The sequence below is a fragment of the Nocardioides ureilyticus genome, from assembly GCF_051280745.1.
In the GTDB taxonomy this organism is placed as follows: Bacteria; Actinomycetota; Actinomycetes; order Propionibacteriales; family Nocardioidaceae; genus Nocardioides.
Genome location: NZ_JBNCOG010000006.1, coordinates 88,988 through 102,036, shown reverse-complemented (window position 1 = coordinate 102,036; position 13,049 = coordinate 88,988). Strand labels below are relative to the sequence as shown.

The 13,049-nt window shown below is 73.8% G+C and carries 12 protein-coding genes; 5 read left to right on the top strand and 7 right to left on the bottom strand.

Annotated elements, in window-relative coordinates; translation table 11 throughout:
• The first annotated feature begins 185 nt into the window (after window positions 1-185).
• Together ACSMHG_RS05170 and ACSMHG_RS05165 are read left to right on the top strand one after the other, a co-directional pair.
• Entirely contained in the window at window positions 186-1,199 is a 1,014-nt protein-coding gene (locus ACSMHG_RS05170) for a LacI family DNA-binding transcriptional regulator (protein ID WP_435742362.1), read from the top strand.
• A 22-nt stretch (window positions 1,200-1,221) separates the two neighbouring features.
• Window positions 1,222-2,295, top strand: coding sequence for an NADH:flavin oxidoreductase (locus tag ACSMHG_RS05165; protein ID WP_435742361.1), 1,074 nt, complete (start codon window positions 1,222-1,224; stop codon window positions 2,293-2,295).
• A gap of 175 nt (window positions 2,296-2,470) precedes the next feature.
• Here the strand turns inward: ACSMHG_RS05165 and ACSMHG_RS05160 are convergent, their stop codons facing one another.
• The 3 genes from ACSMHG_RS05160 to ACSMHG_RS05150 form a co-directional block, all read right to left on the bottom strand.
• Window positions 2,471-2,968, bottom strand: a complete 498-nt coding sequence (locus tag ACSMHG_RS05160) for a DUF4190 domain-containing protein (RefSeq protein WP_435742360.1) — start codon at window positions 2,966-2,968, stop codon at window positions 2,471-2,473.
• Between the two features lie 67 nt (window positions 2,969-3,035).
• The gene (locus ACSMHG_RS05155; protein WP_435742359.1) at window positions 3,036-4,586 is read right to left on the bottom strand and encodes an aldehyde dehydrogenase family protein; all 1,551 of its coding nucleotides are present in this window, start codon (window positions 4,584-4,586) and stop codon (window positions 3,036-3,038) included.
• Window positions 4,587-4,597: 11 nt separating this feature from the next.
• Window positions 4,598-6,199 (bottom strand): GMC family oxidoreductase, encoded by a 1,602-nt coding sequence (locus ACSMHG_RS05150; protein ID WP_435742407.1) that lies wholly within the window; start codon window positions 6,197-6,199, stop codon window positions 4,598-4,600.
• A 199-nt stretch (window positions 6,200-6,398) separates the two neighbouring features.
• On the opposite strand from ACSMHG_RS05150, the gene ACSMHG_RS05145 reads away from it, so the two are divergent.
• The gene (locus ACSMHG_RS05145; RefSeq protein WP_435742358.1) at window positions 6,399-8,171 is read left to right on the top strand and encodes a PHP domain-containing protein; all 1,773 of its coding nucleotides are present in this window, start codon (window positions 6,399-6,401) and stop codon (window positions 8,169-8,171) included.
• The gene (locus ACSMHG_RS05140; RefSeq protein ID WP_435742357.1) at window positions 8,168-8,782 is read left to right on the top strand and encodes a hypothetical protein; all 615 of its coding nucleotides are present in this window, start codon (window positions 8,168-8,170) and stop codon (window positions 8,780-8,782) included. Before ACSMHG_RS05145 ends, ACSMHG_RS05140 begins: the two co-directional genes overlap by 4 nt.
• A 67-nt stretch (window positions 8,783-8,849) precedes the next feature.
• On the opposite strand, the gene ACSMHG_RS05135 is transcribed toward ACSMHG_RS05140, so the two are convergent.
• Window positions 8,850-9,368: a DUF5709 domain-containing protein gene (locus tag ACSMHG_RS05135; protein ID WP_435742356.1), complete on the bottom strand. Its 519-nt coding sequence runs from the start codon at window positions 9,366-9,368 to the stop codon at window positions 8,850-8,852.
• Between the two features lie 70 nt (window positions 9,369-9,438).
• The gene (locus ACSMHG_RS05130) at window positions 9,439-10,413 is read right to left on the bottom strand and encodes a DNA polymerase domain-containing protein (protein ID WP_435742355.1); all 975 of its coding nucleotides are present in this window, start codon (window positions 10,411-10,413) and stop codon (window positions 9,439-9,441) included.
• 30 nt (window positions 10,414-10,443) lie between these two features.
• On the opposite strand from ACSMHG_RS05130, the gene ACSMHG_RS05125 reads away from it, so the two are divergent.
• Window positions 10,444-11,673, top strand: a complete 1,230-nt coding sequence (locus ACSMHG_RS05125) for a PP2C family protein-serine/threonine phosphatase (RefSeq protein WP_435742354.1) — start codon at window positions 10,444-10,446, stop codon at window positions 11,671-11,673.
• Between the two features lie 135 nt (window positions 11,674-11,808).
• On the opposite strand, the gene ACSMHG_RS05120 is transcribed toward ACSMHG_RS05125, so the two are convergent.
• Together ACSMHG_RS05120 and ACSMHG_RS05115 are read right to left on the bottom strand one after the other, a co-directional pair.
• Window positions 11,809-12,240 (bottom strand): ATP-binding protein, encoded by a 432-nt coding sequence (locus ACSMHG_RS05120; RefSeq protein ID WP_435742353.1) that lies wholly within the window; start codon window positions 12,238-12,240, stop codon window positions 11,809-11,811.
• Window positions 12,241-12,297: 57 nt separating this feature from the next.
• On the bottom strand, window positions 12,298-13,041 hold the full coding sequence (locus ACSMHG_RS05115; protein WP_435742352.1) for a hypothetical protein: 744 nt from the start codon (window positions 13,039-13,041) through the stop codon (window positions 12,298-12,300).
• Window positions 13,042-13,049 lie beyond the last annotated feature (8 nt).

Sequence of the window (13,049 nt, the reverse complement as noted above, 5' to 3'; positions counted from 1 at the left end):
CTAGCGGGAGGTCATGCTTGAAAGGTTTCAAAAACGTTTCGGGGAACGTACGTGGTCGCCATCACAGCCGTCAAGGGGTCCACGCCAACTTCTACCGAGAAGTACGAAATCGGGCGCGCCGCGCCATGAGGGGTCACAGTTCTGTACCGTTTCACTTCCCGTTTCCCATCCTGTCAGGAGCCGCCATGACCGTGCGCAGCGCCTCGGTCAAGGACGTCGCCGCTGCCGCGGGGGTCTCCCTCGGTACCGTGTCCAACGTCCTCAACCGGCCCGACCGGGTCAGCCCGGCCACCCGGGAGCGGGTCGAGCGGGTGATGGCCGAGCTCGGCTTCGTCCGCAACGAGTCCGCCCGTCAGCTGCGCGCTGGCAAGAGCCGGACGCTGGCCTACGTCATGCTGGACACCGGCAACCCGTTCTTCACCGACGTGGCCGCAGGCATCGACGACGCCGCCGCCGACGCCTCGCTGTCCCTCTTCCTCTGCAACAGCGACAACCGCAGGGAGCGGGAGGCCGCGCACCTGGCCCTGCTCGAGCAGCAACGGGTCCAAGGCATCCTGATCACCCCCGTCGACGCCGACGCCGACGCCCTCGACCAGGTCGCCCGCCGAGGCACCCCCATCGTGGTGGTCGACCGGACCCGCCGCCTCGAGGACTTCTGCAGCGTCGCCGTCGACGACGTGCTGGGCGGGCGGCTCGCCGTCGAGCACCTGGTCGACCGCGGCCACCGCAAGGTGGCCTTCGTCGGCGGCCCCGCCACCATCGGACAGGTCGCCGACCGGTACGCCGGCGCCTGCGCCGCCTGGCGGGACGCCGGCCTGGACCCCGCCTCGCTCCTGCTGGTCGAGACCTCCGACATGACCGTCGCCGAGGGCCGCTCCGCCGGCTCGCGGCTCGCCGGCCTGCCGGCCCGGCGCCGCCCGACCGCGGCGTTCTGCGCCAACGACCTGCTCGCCCTGGGCCTGCTCCAGCAGACCATCGGCAGCGGCTGCTCCATCCCCGACGACCTGGCGATCGTGGGGTACGACGACATCGACTTCGCCGCCGCGGCCGCCGTACCGCTCACCTCCGTGCGCCAGCCACGACACCTGCTCGGCCGGACGGCGGCACGGCTCGTCCTCGACGAGGCCACCAACCCCGACCACGTCCACGAGCAGGTCAGCTTCGACCCCGAGCTGGTGGCCCGCGCCTCGACCCTGTGACCGGGGTTGGTTGGATGGCTCGATGACCTCCCCGGCTGATCCACTCGCGCTCCCCCACGGTCCCGACTGGGCCAACCGGGTCGCCCTCGCGCCGCTCACGAACACCCAGAGCCACGCCGACGGCACGCTGTCGGAGGAGGAGCACCGCTGGCTCGAGGCCCGCGGCCGCGGCGGCTTCGGCCTGGTGATGACCTGCGCGGCGCACGTCGCACCTGCCGGCCAGGCCTGGGCCGGCCAGCTCGGGATCGCCTCCGACGCGCACCTCCCCGGACTGGCCCGGCTGGCCGAGGGGCTGCGCGCCACCGGCACCCGCTCCTCGGTCCAGCTGCACCACGGCGGCCGGCGCGCCGATCCCTCCATCACCGGGCGCCCGAACCAGTGCCCCTGGGACGAGCCGGCCAAGAACGCCGTCGCCATGACCACCGCGGAGGTCGAGCAGGCGGTCGAGAGCTTCGTCTCCGCGGCGGTCCGCGCGGAGCGCGCCGGCTTCGACGGCGTGGAGGTCCACGGCGCGCACGGCTACCTCATCGGCCAGTTCCTCGACGCCCGCCACAACCACCGCACCGACGGGTACGGCGGTTCCTTCGACGACCGCCTGCGGGTGCTCACCGACGTGCTCGCCGGCATCCGCGCCGCGACCGGCCCGGACTTCCAGCTCGGCCTGCGGCTCACGCCCGAGGGCAACGGCATCAGCCTCGAGGAGGGCCGGGAGACGGCTCGCCGGGTGCTGGCCTCGGGCGTGCTGGACTACCTCGACATGTCCCTCTGGGATGTCTTCATGCGCCCCCTGGGCGGGGCCGAGGGCCTGCTCATCGACCACTTCACCGACCTGCCGCGCGGAGCGGCCCGCCTCGGCGTCGCCGGCAAGGTGCTCTCCAGCGCCGACGTCGCGTGGTGCCTGGACCGGGGTGCCGACTTCGTCTCGGTGGGCACCGGCGCGATCCTCCACCACGACTTCGCCGCCCGGGCGGTCGCGGATCCCGCGTTCGAGGTCCGCAGCCGTCCGGTCCCCCGCCGGGTGCTGCAGGAGCAGGAGGCGGTCAGCCCGCGGTTCCTCGACTACCTCGCCGCCGGCTGGGACGACCTGGTCGCCTGACCCGTCGAGGTGGGAGCCCTGCACGGTCGAGGTGGGAGCCCCGCACGGTTCTCGACCGTGCGTGAGCGCCACGTCGACCGTGCGCGAGCGCCACGTCGACCGTGCGCGAGCGCCACGTCGACCGTGCGCGAGCGCCACGTCGACCGTGCGCGAGCGCCACGTCGACGGTTGAGGGTCAGCCCAGCTGCTCGGTCAGGTTGTCCTCGAACTCAGCCTGGCAGTCGTTGATCGCCGCCTGGTCGTCGCCGGCCTCCTCGAGGCAGTCCTGCAGGTTCTGGCCGCTCTCGCTGTTGAGCAGCGACGCGCCGGCCCACACGAGCAGCCCGGAGAGCACGGCTCCGATGACACCGAGCACCACGCCGGTGATCGCCATGCCCTTGCCGCCGGCGCGCCCCTTGCTGGCGCGGCTGGCCGCGATGGCGCCGACGACGATCGCCGCCAACCCGAGCACGATGCCGCCCACCACCGTCCAGCACAGCAGCAGCGCCAGCGCACCGAGGACGAGCGCGGTGATCGCGAGACCCTTCGAGCGGGTGCCGGGCGGAGGTGTCGACTGCGGCGCGCCGTACGGCTGGTTGCCGTGGGACTGGTCGCCGTACGGCTGGCTGCTGTACGGGCGGTTGCCCTCGGGGTCGCCGCTGCCGTAGGGCTGCTCCGGAGGTGGCATGGTCATGGGTCCTCCCCACGTCGGGATCGGTCGGTCAGCCCGGCCGGTACCCGGGCCGTCCGATGGCACCCGTTCAGCGGCTCCCCCGCCGGTCACGCAGGGCCGCCAACGGCCGGCGGGGAAGCTTGGGGAGCTGGCTGGCGCGACCGTGGAGCGCGGTGAGCAGCGTGGCCACCATCGTGTCCTGCTCGGCGGTCCGCTCGAAGGTGGTGAGGTTGAGCGGCGCCTTGAACCGGGTGCGGGTCACCGCCTTCGCGTAGGTGAACTCGCGCAGCCCGTCGGCCCCGTGGATCCGGCCGAAGCCGGAGTCGCCGACGCCGCCGAACGGCAGGTTCGGCACACCCGCGAACGAGATGACGGAGTTGATCGACGTCATGCCGGTGCGCAGCCGCCGGGCGAGCTCCTCCGCGCGGTCGGTGTCGGCCGTGAAGATGGCCGACCCGAGGCCGTACTTGCCGGCGTTGGTGAGCTCCACCGCCTCCTCCATGCTGCGCACCCGGCGCACCGTGACCGTCGGCCCGAAGGTCTCCTCGGTCACCGCCTCGGAGTCCTCGGGCACGTCGACGAGGACCGTCGGCTGCACGTACCGGTCCCCGACCGCGTCGGCACCGCCGATCACCGCCCGCCCGCCGCGCGCGAGCGCGTCCTCGACGTGGCGGCGTACGACGTCGAGCTGGCCGGCCATGGTCATCGGCCCGAGCTTGGCCTCGGCGTCGGTGCCGGCGTGGACGCTCCGTGCCTTCTCCGCCAGCACCTCCACGAACCGGTCGTGGACACGCTCGTGGACGTAGATCCGCTCCACGCCGGCGCAGGTCTGGCCGGCGTTGGCGAAGGCGCCCCACGCCGCCGCGTCCGCGGCGGCCTCGAGGTCGGCGTCCGCGTCGACCAGCAACGCATCCTTGCCGCCCGCCTCGATCACCACGGGCGTCAGCCGCTCGGCGCAGGTGGCCATCACCTTCTTGCCGGTCGCGGTGGAGCCGGTGAAGGCGACCTTGTCGACGCCGGACCGGCACAGTGCCGCGCCGGTCTCGCCGTACCCGGTCACGACCTGCAGCAGGTCGCGGTCGGGCACGACCTCGCGCAGGCTGTCGGCCAGCCACACGCCGACGCCGGGGGTGAGCTCGCTGGGCTTGAAGACGACGGTGTTGCCGGCGCCGAGCGCGTAGGCGATCGAGCCCATCGGCGTGAAGACGGGGTAGTTCCAGGGGCCGATGACACCGACCACGCCGTAGGGGAGGTACTCCACGGTGGCCGCCTGGTTGGCCAGCAGCAGGCCCGGGGAGACCCGGCGGCGGCCCAGGACCTTGCCGGCGTGCGAGCCCACCCAGGCCAGGTGGTCGATGGCGAGGGCGATCTCGAGCTGGGCGTCGCCGTGCGGCTTGCCGGTCTCCTGGTGCACGAGGTCGCCGAGCTGGCCCATCCGCCGGGTGATCACCCCGCGCCACTGGTCGAGCACCTCCTTGCGCCCGTCGGGACCGAGGCCGGCCCACCAACCGCTGGCGGCGCGGGCCCGGGCCACGGCCGCCTCCACCTCGGCGGCACCGTGCACCGGGTGGGACCCCACCACGTCACCGGTCGCGGGGTTGAGCGAGTCCAGCCGCTCGTCGGCGCTCGTCCGGCTCATCAGGTCGCTCATCACACTGCCTCTCCGCGGAGCAGGTCCGCCGCGCGCTCGCCGATCATGATCGTGGGGGCGTTCGTGTTGCCGCGGGTGACCATCGGCATCACGCTCGCGTCGGCGACCCGGAGGCCGTCGACGCCGTGCACCCGCAGCTGCGGGTCGACCACCGACCGCTCGTCGCCGCCCATCGCACAGGTGCCGACGGGGTGGTAGAGCGTCTGGGTGTGGGCCCGCAGGTGGTCGACGACCTGCGCGTCGGTGGGGTCGTCGCCCCAACCCTCCATCGTCGGCAGGCCCGGCCCGGCGACGTGGTCGGCCAGCGGGCCGGTGGCCACCGTCTCGAGGAGGCGGCGCACGCCGGCGACCATGGCGTCGAGGTCGGCTGGGTCGTCGTAGTAGCCGGGGTCGATCTCCGGGTGCCACCGCGGGTCGGTCGAGCGGAGCCGCAGCGAGCCGCGGCTGGCGACGTGGACGAGCGTGGGCGCCACGGTGACCTTGCGGGTGCGGGCCTCGTGCAGGCCGTTGTCCCAGAAGCCGGTGGGCGCGACGTGCACCTGGAGGTCCGGCGCCGGGAGGTCGTCGCGGCTGCGCCAGAAGCCGCCGCCCTCGCCCACGTTCGAGACCAGGGGGCCGGTGCCGGTCGCCTTCGCCCGGACGAACTGCACGAGGTTGTTGTGGTCCATCAGGTCGGTCGTGTCGCGGGTGTCGAAGACGAGCGGCGCCGCAGGGTGGTCGTGGAGGTTCTGGCCGACGCCGGGCAGGTCGACGACCACCTCGACACCGACCTCGCGCAGGTGGGCGCCGGGACCGATGCCGGAGAGCATGAGCAGCTGCGGGGAGCTGACCGCGCCGCCGGCCAGGACGACCTCGCCCTCGACGTACGCCGTGCGCGTCTGCGGCCCGTGCTGGTAGCGCACACCCACGGCGCGGCCCCCCTCGAGCACGACCCTCTCGACGAGGGCGCCGGTGCGGACGGTGAGGTTGGGCCGGTCGGCGGCCGGCTCGAGGTAGGCCTTCGCGGTCGACCAGCGGCGCCCCCTGTGGCAGGTGACCTGGTAGAGCCCGGCGCCCTCCTGCTCGGCTCCGTTGAAGTCGTCGTTCGGCTTGAACCCCGCCGCCACCGCCGACTCCACCCAGGCGGTGGTGAGCGGGTGGGTGTAGCGACGGTCCTCGACGTGGAGGGGCCCGTCCTGCCCGTGGAACGTCCCGCCCAGCCGGGTGTTCGCCTCGGAGCGGCGGAAGGCCGGGAGCACGTCGTCGTAGCCCCACCCGGTCGCGCCGTACTCGTCGCGCCAGGTGTCGTAGTCGGCGCGGTTCCCGCGGATGTAGATCATCGCGTTCATCGACGAGCAGCCGCCGAGCGCCTTCATCCGCGGCCAGTAGGCGCGCCGGCCGTCGAGCTGCTTCTGCTCGGAGGTCTGGTAGTTCCAGTCCCAGCGGGTCTTGAAGAGGTTGGCGAAGGCGGCCGGGACCGAGATCTCGTCCGCGTCGGCCGGGCCGCCCGCCTCCAGCAGGAGCACCGAGACCGTCGGGTCCTCGGTCAGCCGGGCGGCGACGACGGCGCCGGCGCTGCCGGCCCCCACCACCACGTGGTCGAAGGTCTCCCGGTCCGGCACGACGTCCTCCTCCGCTCGGCCGCCGACGGCGGCGGTGCCGGGAACACTAGGCCGCGTGACGCCGATCACCAAGGGCCGCTCGGCGAAGCGTTCACCTGGACGGCACCCGTCGTTCGTCCGGGCCCCACCTGCGCCCGTGACCGTGGTGCCGCCGCGACGGGCCCCCGACCGCGGCCACGCTTCTCGGAAAGGGCTCCCGGTGACCCACGACCACTCCCACGACCACTCCCACGACCACTCCCACGGCCACTCCCACGACCACTCGCACGAGGCCGACGACGTCACCCTCGCGGCGTACGACGAGTCGGTCCCCGACAGTGACCTCTCGCCGGCCGAGGTCTCGCGCCGCAACCTCCTGCGCGCCGCCGGCATCAGCGGGGCTGCCGTCGCCGGCATCGCGGGCATGCGCGGCGTCACCCCGGCCATGGCGGAGCCGGGCAAGGCCCCCGGCTCCCGAGGCGGCGGCCCCCGCGGGGGCTCCCCCGCGCCGCGGCACTGGCTCGCCGGGGACCACCACATCCACACGCAGTACTCCTCCGACGGCCAGTACCGGGTCATCGACCAGGCCCAGCACGCCGCGGCCTACGGCCTGGACTGGCTGGTCATCACCGACCACGGCGGCGCCACCCACGCCCGGATCGGCGTGGAGCTGGTCAACCCCGACATCAAGGAGGCCCGCGCGGAGCTGCCGGGCACGCTCATCTTCCAGGGCCTGGAGTGGAACATCCCCGCCGCCGAGCACGGCACCGTCTTCGTCGCCCCCGGCCCGCACGAGGTGGAGGTGCTCAAGCAGTTCGAGAACACCTACGACGGCTCGGTGCGGGGCGCGAGCAGCAACTCGCCGGCCAACGAGGCCCTCGCCGTGGCGGGCGTGCAGTGGCTCGGCCAGCAGGTGGACCGCAGGCGGGTCTCCGACGCGCTCTTCCTCGCCAACCACCCCGCTCGCAACGGCATCGACAGCCCGCACGAGATCCGTGCGTGGCGCGACGCCGACCCGCGCGTCGCCATCGGCTTCGAGGGCGCGCCCGGGCACCAGGCCGCCGGCCTGCCGGAGGGCTACGGGCCCGGCTCGGCCCGCGGCTACTACGGCAACGCACCCCGGCCGGACTCCTTCGCGGCGTACCCGCCGGAGAGCTACCGGACGTGGGGCGGCTTCGACTGGATGACTGCCACGGTCGGCGGCCTGTGGGACTCCCTGCTCTCCGAGGGCAAGCCCTGGTCGATCACCGCCAACTCCGACTCCCACGTGAACTGGAGCGACACCTCGCGCCGCCCCGACGGCTCCGACCGGGCTCAGTTCGACCGCGACGGTCGCTACGACGACCCGGTCTACGCCGGCCGGATCAACCTGGAGGCAGGGGACTTCTGGCCCGGCTTCTACAGCCGGACCCACGTCGGGGCCACCTCGCGCGACTACGGCGCCGTGATGCGCGGCATGCGGGACGGCAGGATCTGGGTCGACCACGGCGGGCTGGTGAAGTCCGTCGACGTCAGCGTCCGCACCCGCGGCGGCCGAGGCCGCGACCGCAAGGCCACCGAGACGCTCGGCGGCACCCTCGCCGTGGCGCGGGGCAGCCAGCTCGAGCTGGTGGTCACGATCACCGCCCAGGACGTCCCGAACTGGGCACAGTTCGTGCCGCAGCTGAACCGGGTCGACCTGATCCGCGGCAAGGTCGACCCCCTCTCGGCCGCCTCCGACCGGGACCGGTTCACCGCGCCGGACACGAAGGTCGTGGCGCAGACCGACACCTCCGGCCGCACCGGCACCTACACCCTCACCTACGACCTGGGCCGTCTCGAGGAGGCGTTCTACGTCCGGCTGCGCGGTACCGACGGCAACCGCTCGCAGCCCGGGTTCCACGGCGCGGCGGTCGACCCCGCCGGCCCGCAGATCGACGTCGTCGGCGACGCCGACCCGTGGGTCGACCTGTGGTTCTACACGAACCCGATCTGGGTCCTCCCGACCCGGTGACGACCCCGATCGCGATGCGGGCGTCCGCCGTCCTCGTGGCGGTGGACGCCCGCACCCGCGACCACGCCGACGCCGAGCACCTCCTGCACCTCCTCGACGACCTGCTCCCGGCCGACGACCCGACGTACCTGGCCAGCACCCACGCGGTGGACACGGGCGACGGCGTCCACACCGCCGTCGTGGCGTCGTGGACGGGGGCCGCTCCCGACGCCAGCCGCCTGCACGGCCGGTTGGCAGGCGCGCTCGCGACCGACGTCGCAGTGGTCGTGGACCGACCACCGCAGGTGGCCGGCCCCACCTCCCTCGTCGCCGGCGCACGGGCGGCGGCGGACCAGCACTCGGCACGGTCGGCCGGGCGACTGGCCCGGTTCGCCGGCCGCGCCGACATCGAGCGGCCGTGCACGGTCGCCGACGTGCTGGCGCTGGCCGCGGTCGACGACGTCGAGGCGCTGGCGGGCACGGAGCTGGTTCCCGGCACGGCGCTGAACCTCAGCGAGTGGGCACGCCCCACCTGGCGGTCGGGCCGGGCGGTGCTGGTGGTCCAGCCGGCGCGGAACGGCATGGTGCCGTTCGAGTCACGACACCAGATCCCCTGCTGCGCCGACCACTAGACGGGCGGGGCCGCCCCGGTGGGTGGCCGCACGTCGACCGCCACGGGACACAGTGGGAGCGACACAGTCAGAGCTGGTCCTCGTCGATGACGTGGACGGCCGCCTCCTCGGCGCCGGCTGCGGCGCCGTCGATGCCGACGTCCTCGGCGACCATGTCCTTCTCGACGTCGGTGTGGGCGCCCTCGTCGGGCTCGACCAGGCGGCCGGCGCGACCCTCGCCCGCCTGCGCCCCCTCGCGGATCTCGGCGTTGAGCTCCCCGCGGGCAGCCTCCTTCTCGGCCTGCTCGTACGGGTCGGGCTCGGGCACCTCCTGCTCCAGGCGCTGCTCGAAGGTCTCCCCCATGCTCTCCTCGAGCGGGGTGTTGCCGTAGCCCTGGGCCGCCGACCACTTCTCCGGGGGCGAGTAGCCCTCGTCGAGCGGCTCGACCAGGTCACGGTTCTCGTTGACCAGGCTGTCGCCCGTGCTCTGCGGCTGGGTCTCGTCGTCGACGCTGTAGCCGTGGTAGCTCTCGTTGTCGGTGGCGTCCCCCGTGGCGTCGACGGAGGGGTCGGTCCCCAGGGCTGCGGAGTCGTCGTTCTGGCTCATGGCGCCCCGGTACCCGGCCAGCGCCGGGATATGGCCGTCGTGCCCGTCACGAGTCCGGGCCGGTCCCGGGTCAGGCGAGGCCGGGCAGCTCCTGGGCCGCGTCGAGCAGCTCGTGGAACGGGTCGCCGACGGCGCGCAGCCGGTCGAGCACCGTGTCGACCGTCCACCGGTCCGGCCTGAGGTCCGGGTCGTCCAGCTCGTCCCACGTGAGGGGAACCGAGACCGGCGCCCCTGGGGCGGGTCGCGGGGAGTACGGCGCGACGAGCGTCTTGTTGACGGCGTTCTGCGTGTAGTCGAGCCGTGCCAGCCCGCCGCGCGAGCGGACCTCCCACTTCCAGCTCACCAGGTCGGGGACCACCCTGCCGACGGTCCGCGACACCTGCTCCACCCAGGCGCGGGTGTCGTCGAAGGAGTACCCGGCCACCACCGGGACCCAGATCTGGATGCCGCGCCGCCCGGTGACCTTGGGGCGGGCCGTGACGCCGAGGTGCTCCAGCGCGGTGCGGTGCAGGCGGGCCATCGCCAGCAGCTCGTCCCAGGTCGTGCGCTCGCCGGGGTCGAGGTCGATGAGCGCGTACGTCGGCTCGTGCATCGCCGTGGTGCGGGAGGTCCAGGGGTGCCACTCGAGCGCCCCGAAGTTCGCCATCCACACCAGCGTGGCCGGCTCGTCCACGACGACGTACGTGGTGGTCTCGCCGGGGTCGGCCTCCGGGTTGTCCCAGCCGGCCACCCACTCCGGCGCGTGCTCGGGCCGCTGCTTGTGCCAGAAGCCCGGCCGCTCGGCGCCGTCGGGGTAGCGGTGCAGGTTGACCGCCCGGCCCTCGAGGTACGGCAGGGACACCTCCGCCACCCGCGCGGCGTACGCCAGGAGGTCGCGCTTGGTGACGGGACCGCTCCCGCCGCGCCCCCGGAAGAGCTCCTTGTCGAGGTTCGTCACCCGGACCGGGCGACCATGGACGTCCCAGGTGCCGCCCGTCCCCATCCGCGCGAGCTCCGCGACCGCCCCGTCCACCGCGCTGACCGCGGCCGCAGCCTTCTCCGTCATGCCGGATCGGTTCCCCCTACGATCACCGTCATGTCCTACAGCCGGGGGGAGCAGGCGCTCGACGAGCTCCTGCTCCGGTCGCACCTCGCCGGGGCGCACGACCTCCCCGGCCTCTTCGAGCGGCACGGCGACGCCCTCGGGGTCACGGACGTGCGCGCCTACCTCGCCGACCTCCAGCAGCTCCGGCTCACGCCGCTCGGCGACGGCGGCCACGGGTCGATCCGGGTCGATGGCACCCTCGGCGGGCGGGCCTTCCAGCTGGTGGAGCCGGTGCCGCAGGAGCTCGACGACGGCGGGCTGCGGCTCTGGCTGCCGCTCCTGGACGGGACCGAGCGCCTGGGCGTGCTCGCCCTGACGCTGCCCGACGGGGCGGCGCTCCACGCGGACGGCGGCGCGCTGGGCAAGCGTCTCCGGACCTTCGCCTCCATCGCCGCGGAGCTGGTGATGTCGAAGACGCAGTACGGCGACAGCATCGTGCGCCTGCGGCGCAGCGAGGAGATGGGCCTCGCCGCGGAGATGCAGTGGGACCTGCTGCCCCCGCTCACCTTCGCCGACGGCGCCGTCGTGGTGGCCGGTGGGCTCGAGCCGGCGTACTCCGTCGCGGGTGACACCCTCGACTACGCCGTCGACGAGGGCATCGCGCGGATCGGCGTCTTCGACGGCATGGGCCACGGCCTGCGGTCCGCCCAGCTCGCCGCACTCACCGTGGCGGCGTACCGGAACCGCAGGCGCGCCGGCGACGACGTCGTGACCACCGCCCGCTTCATCGACACGACCCTGGACGACGCCTTCGAGGGCAGCGGCTTCAGCACAGGCGTGCTCGCCGAGCTCGACACCCGGACCGGCGAGCTGCGCTGGGTGAACGCCGGGCACCCGGACCCCCTCCTGCTGCGCGAGGGCCGCCTCGTGCGCGCCCTGGAGTCACCGCGCGCGCTGCCGCTCGGGCTCAACCAGGCCATCACCGGCGAGCAGGCGTTCCCCGTCTCCCACGAGGTCCTGCAGCCGAACGACTTCCTGCTCTTCTACACCGACGGCGTGACCGAGGCGCGCGCCGACACCGGCGAGTACTTCGGGGTGGAGCGGCTCGTGGAGCTGGTCACCCGCAACCTGGCCGCGGGGTTGCCCGCCCCCGAGACGGTCCGCCGCCTGATCCACACGCTGCTGGAGCACCAGGCGGCCCGGCTGGAGGACGACGCCACCCTCGCCCTCGTCCAGTGGCGGCCCGACGACCCGGAGCGTCTCCTCCCCGACACCCCCTGACGGCGGGTGGTCTCGACAGGCTCGACCACCGAGGCAGGGCTCGACCACCGGCCGATGGGTGGTCTCGACAAGCTCGACCACCGAAGGCAGGCTCGACCACCGAAGGCAGGGCTCGACCACCGAACCGGGCGTGGGTCAGGCGTCGTCGAAGGTGAGCTCGGCGGTGACCAGCACGCCTCCGTCGAGGGCCGTGGCGTCCCAGTTGTCGCAGACGTGGTCGACGATGGCCAGGCCGCGCCCGCGCTCGGCGAACTGAGAGGCCTCCCGGGGCTTCAGCTGGTCGACGACCTCCTCGCCGAGGTCGGAGGCGATGTCCCCGTGGACGGAGATCCGCGCCCGGTCGGGGTAGAGGCACCACGTCACCTCGACGTGCCCGCACCCGCGGGGGTCACCGTGCTCGACGGCGTTCGCGGCGAGCTCGGAGAGGACCAGCATCGCGTCCTCGATGGAGCGGCGGTCGTGGCCGGACTCCTCCAGGTCGCGCACGAGCGCCCGGCGGGCGTCCGCGACCGCCGCGAGGTCGTGCCACAGGTGCACCTTGGTGCACGGGTCGCGAGGGGTGGACATGCTCGACAGGTGCTCAGACGGGCAGCCGCCCAAACGGTGCTGCCTCCCGCACTCTGGTCAGACGTGCCCGGCGAGCTGGCCCATCCGCGCCTCGAGCGCCTCGAGGTAGTCGTCCCGGCGCGCCGCCGGGAACGTGCTGCCCGGGTCCAGGTGGCTGCAGGCCGGCAGCACGTCGATCGACAGCTTCGCCGCGCCCGCCAGGGCGCGGAGCTCGTCGAGGCGGTCACCGAACGGCGTACCGCTCCCGGGCGAGTAGGAACGGACGACCTCGTCGACGTCGTCGGCGAACAGGTCGACCTTCGTCACCACGACCACGAGCCAGGTCGGGTGGGGACGCCGCACGGCGAGGGACGCGATGCGGTGCGAGGTGACCGTCCAGTCCTCCAGCTCGCGCGCCAGCTGCTCCTCGCGGCCGACCGACGCGGGCCCCGTCGTCCCGGCGGTACGGCGCCCCGTCGCGTACCCGTTGGCGACGACGTGCAGCACGCCGTCCACCGGGTCGTCGTGGAAGACCTCGTCCAGCGCCCCGAGCCGGGTGGCGGCGTTCTCTCCCGGCACGACCCGGAACCGGAAGCCCCGCAGCCGACGCCCGCGACGGACCCTGCGCTCCATCACCGCCGACCCGGACTCGGGCGTCCCCTCCGGCGCCGGGCGCCCGCACAGGTGGTCGACCAGCTCGGTCTTGCCCACCCCGGTCATGCCGGTGACGGCGACGCTCGGGTAGCGGTGCCGGGCGACGCCGGTCAGCCGCTCGCGTCCCTGCGCCAGTGTGCTGCGGATTCCTCGTCGGGGGTCGACCACGCCGCCGA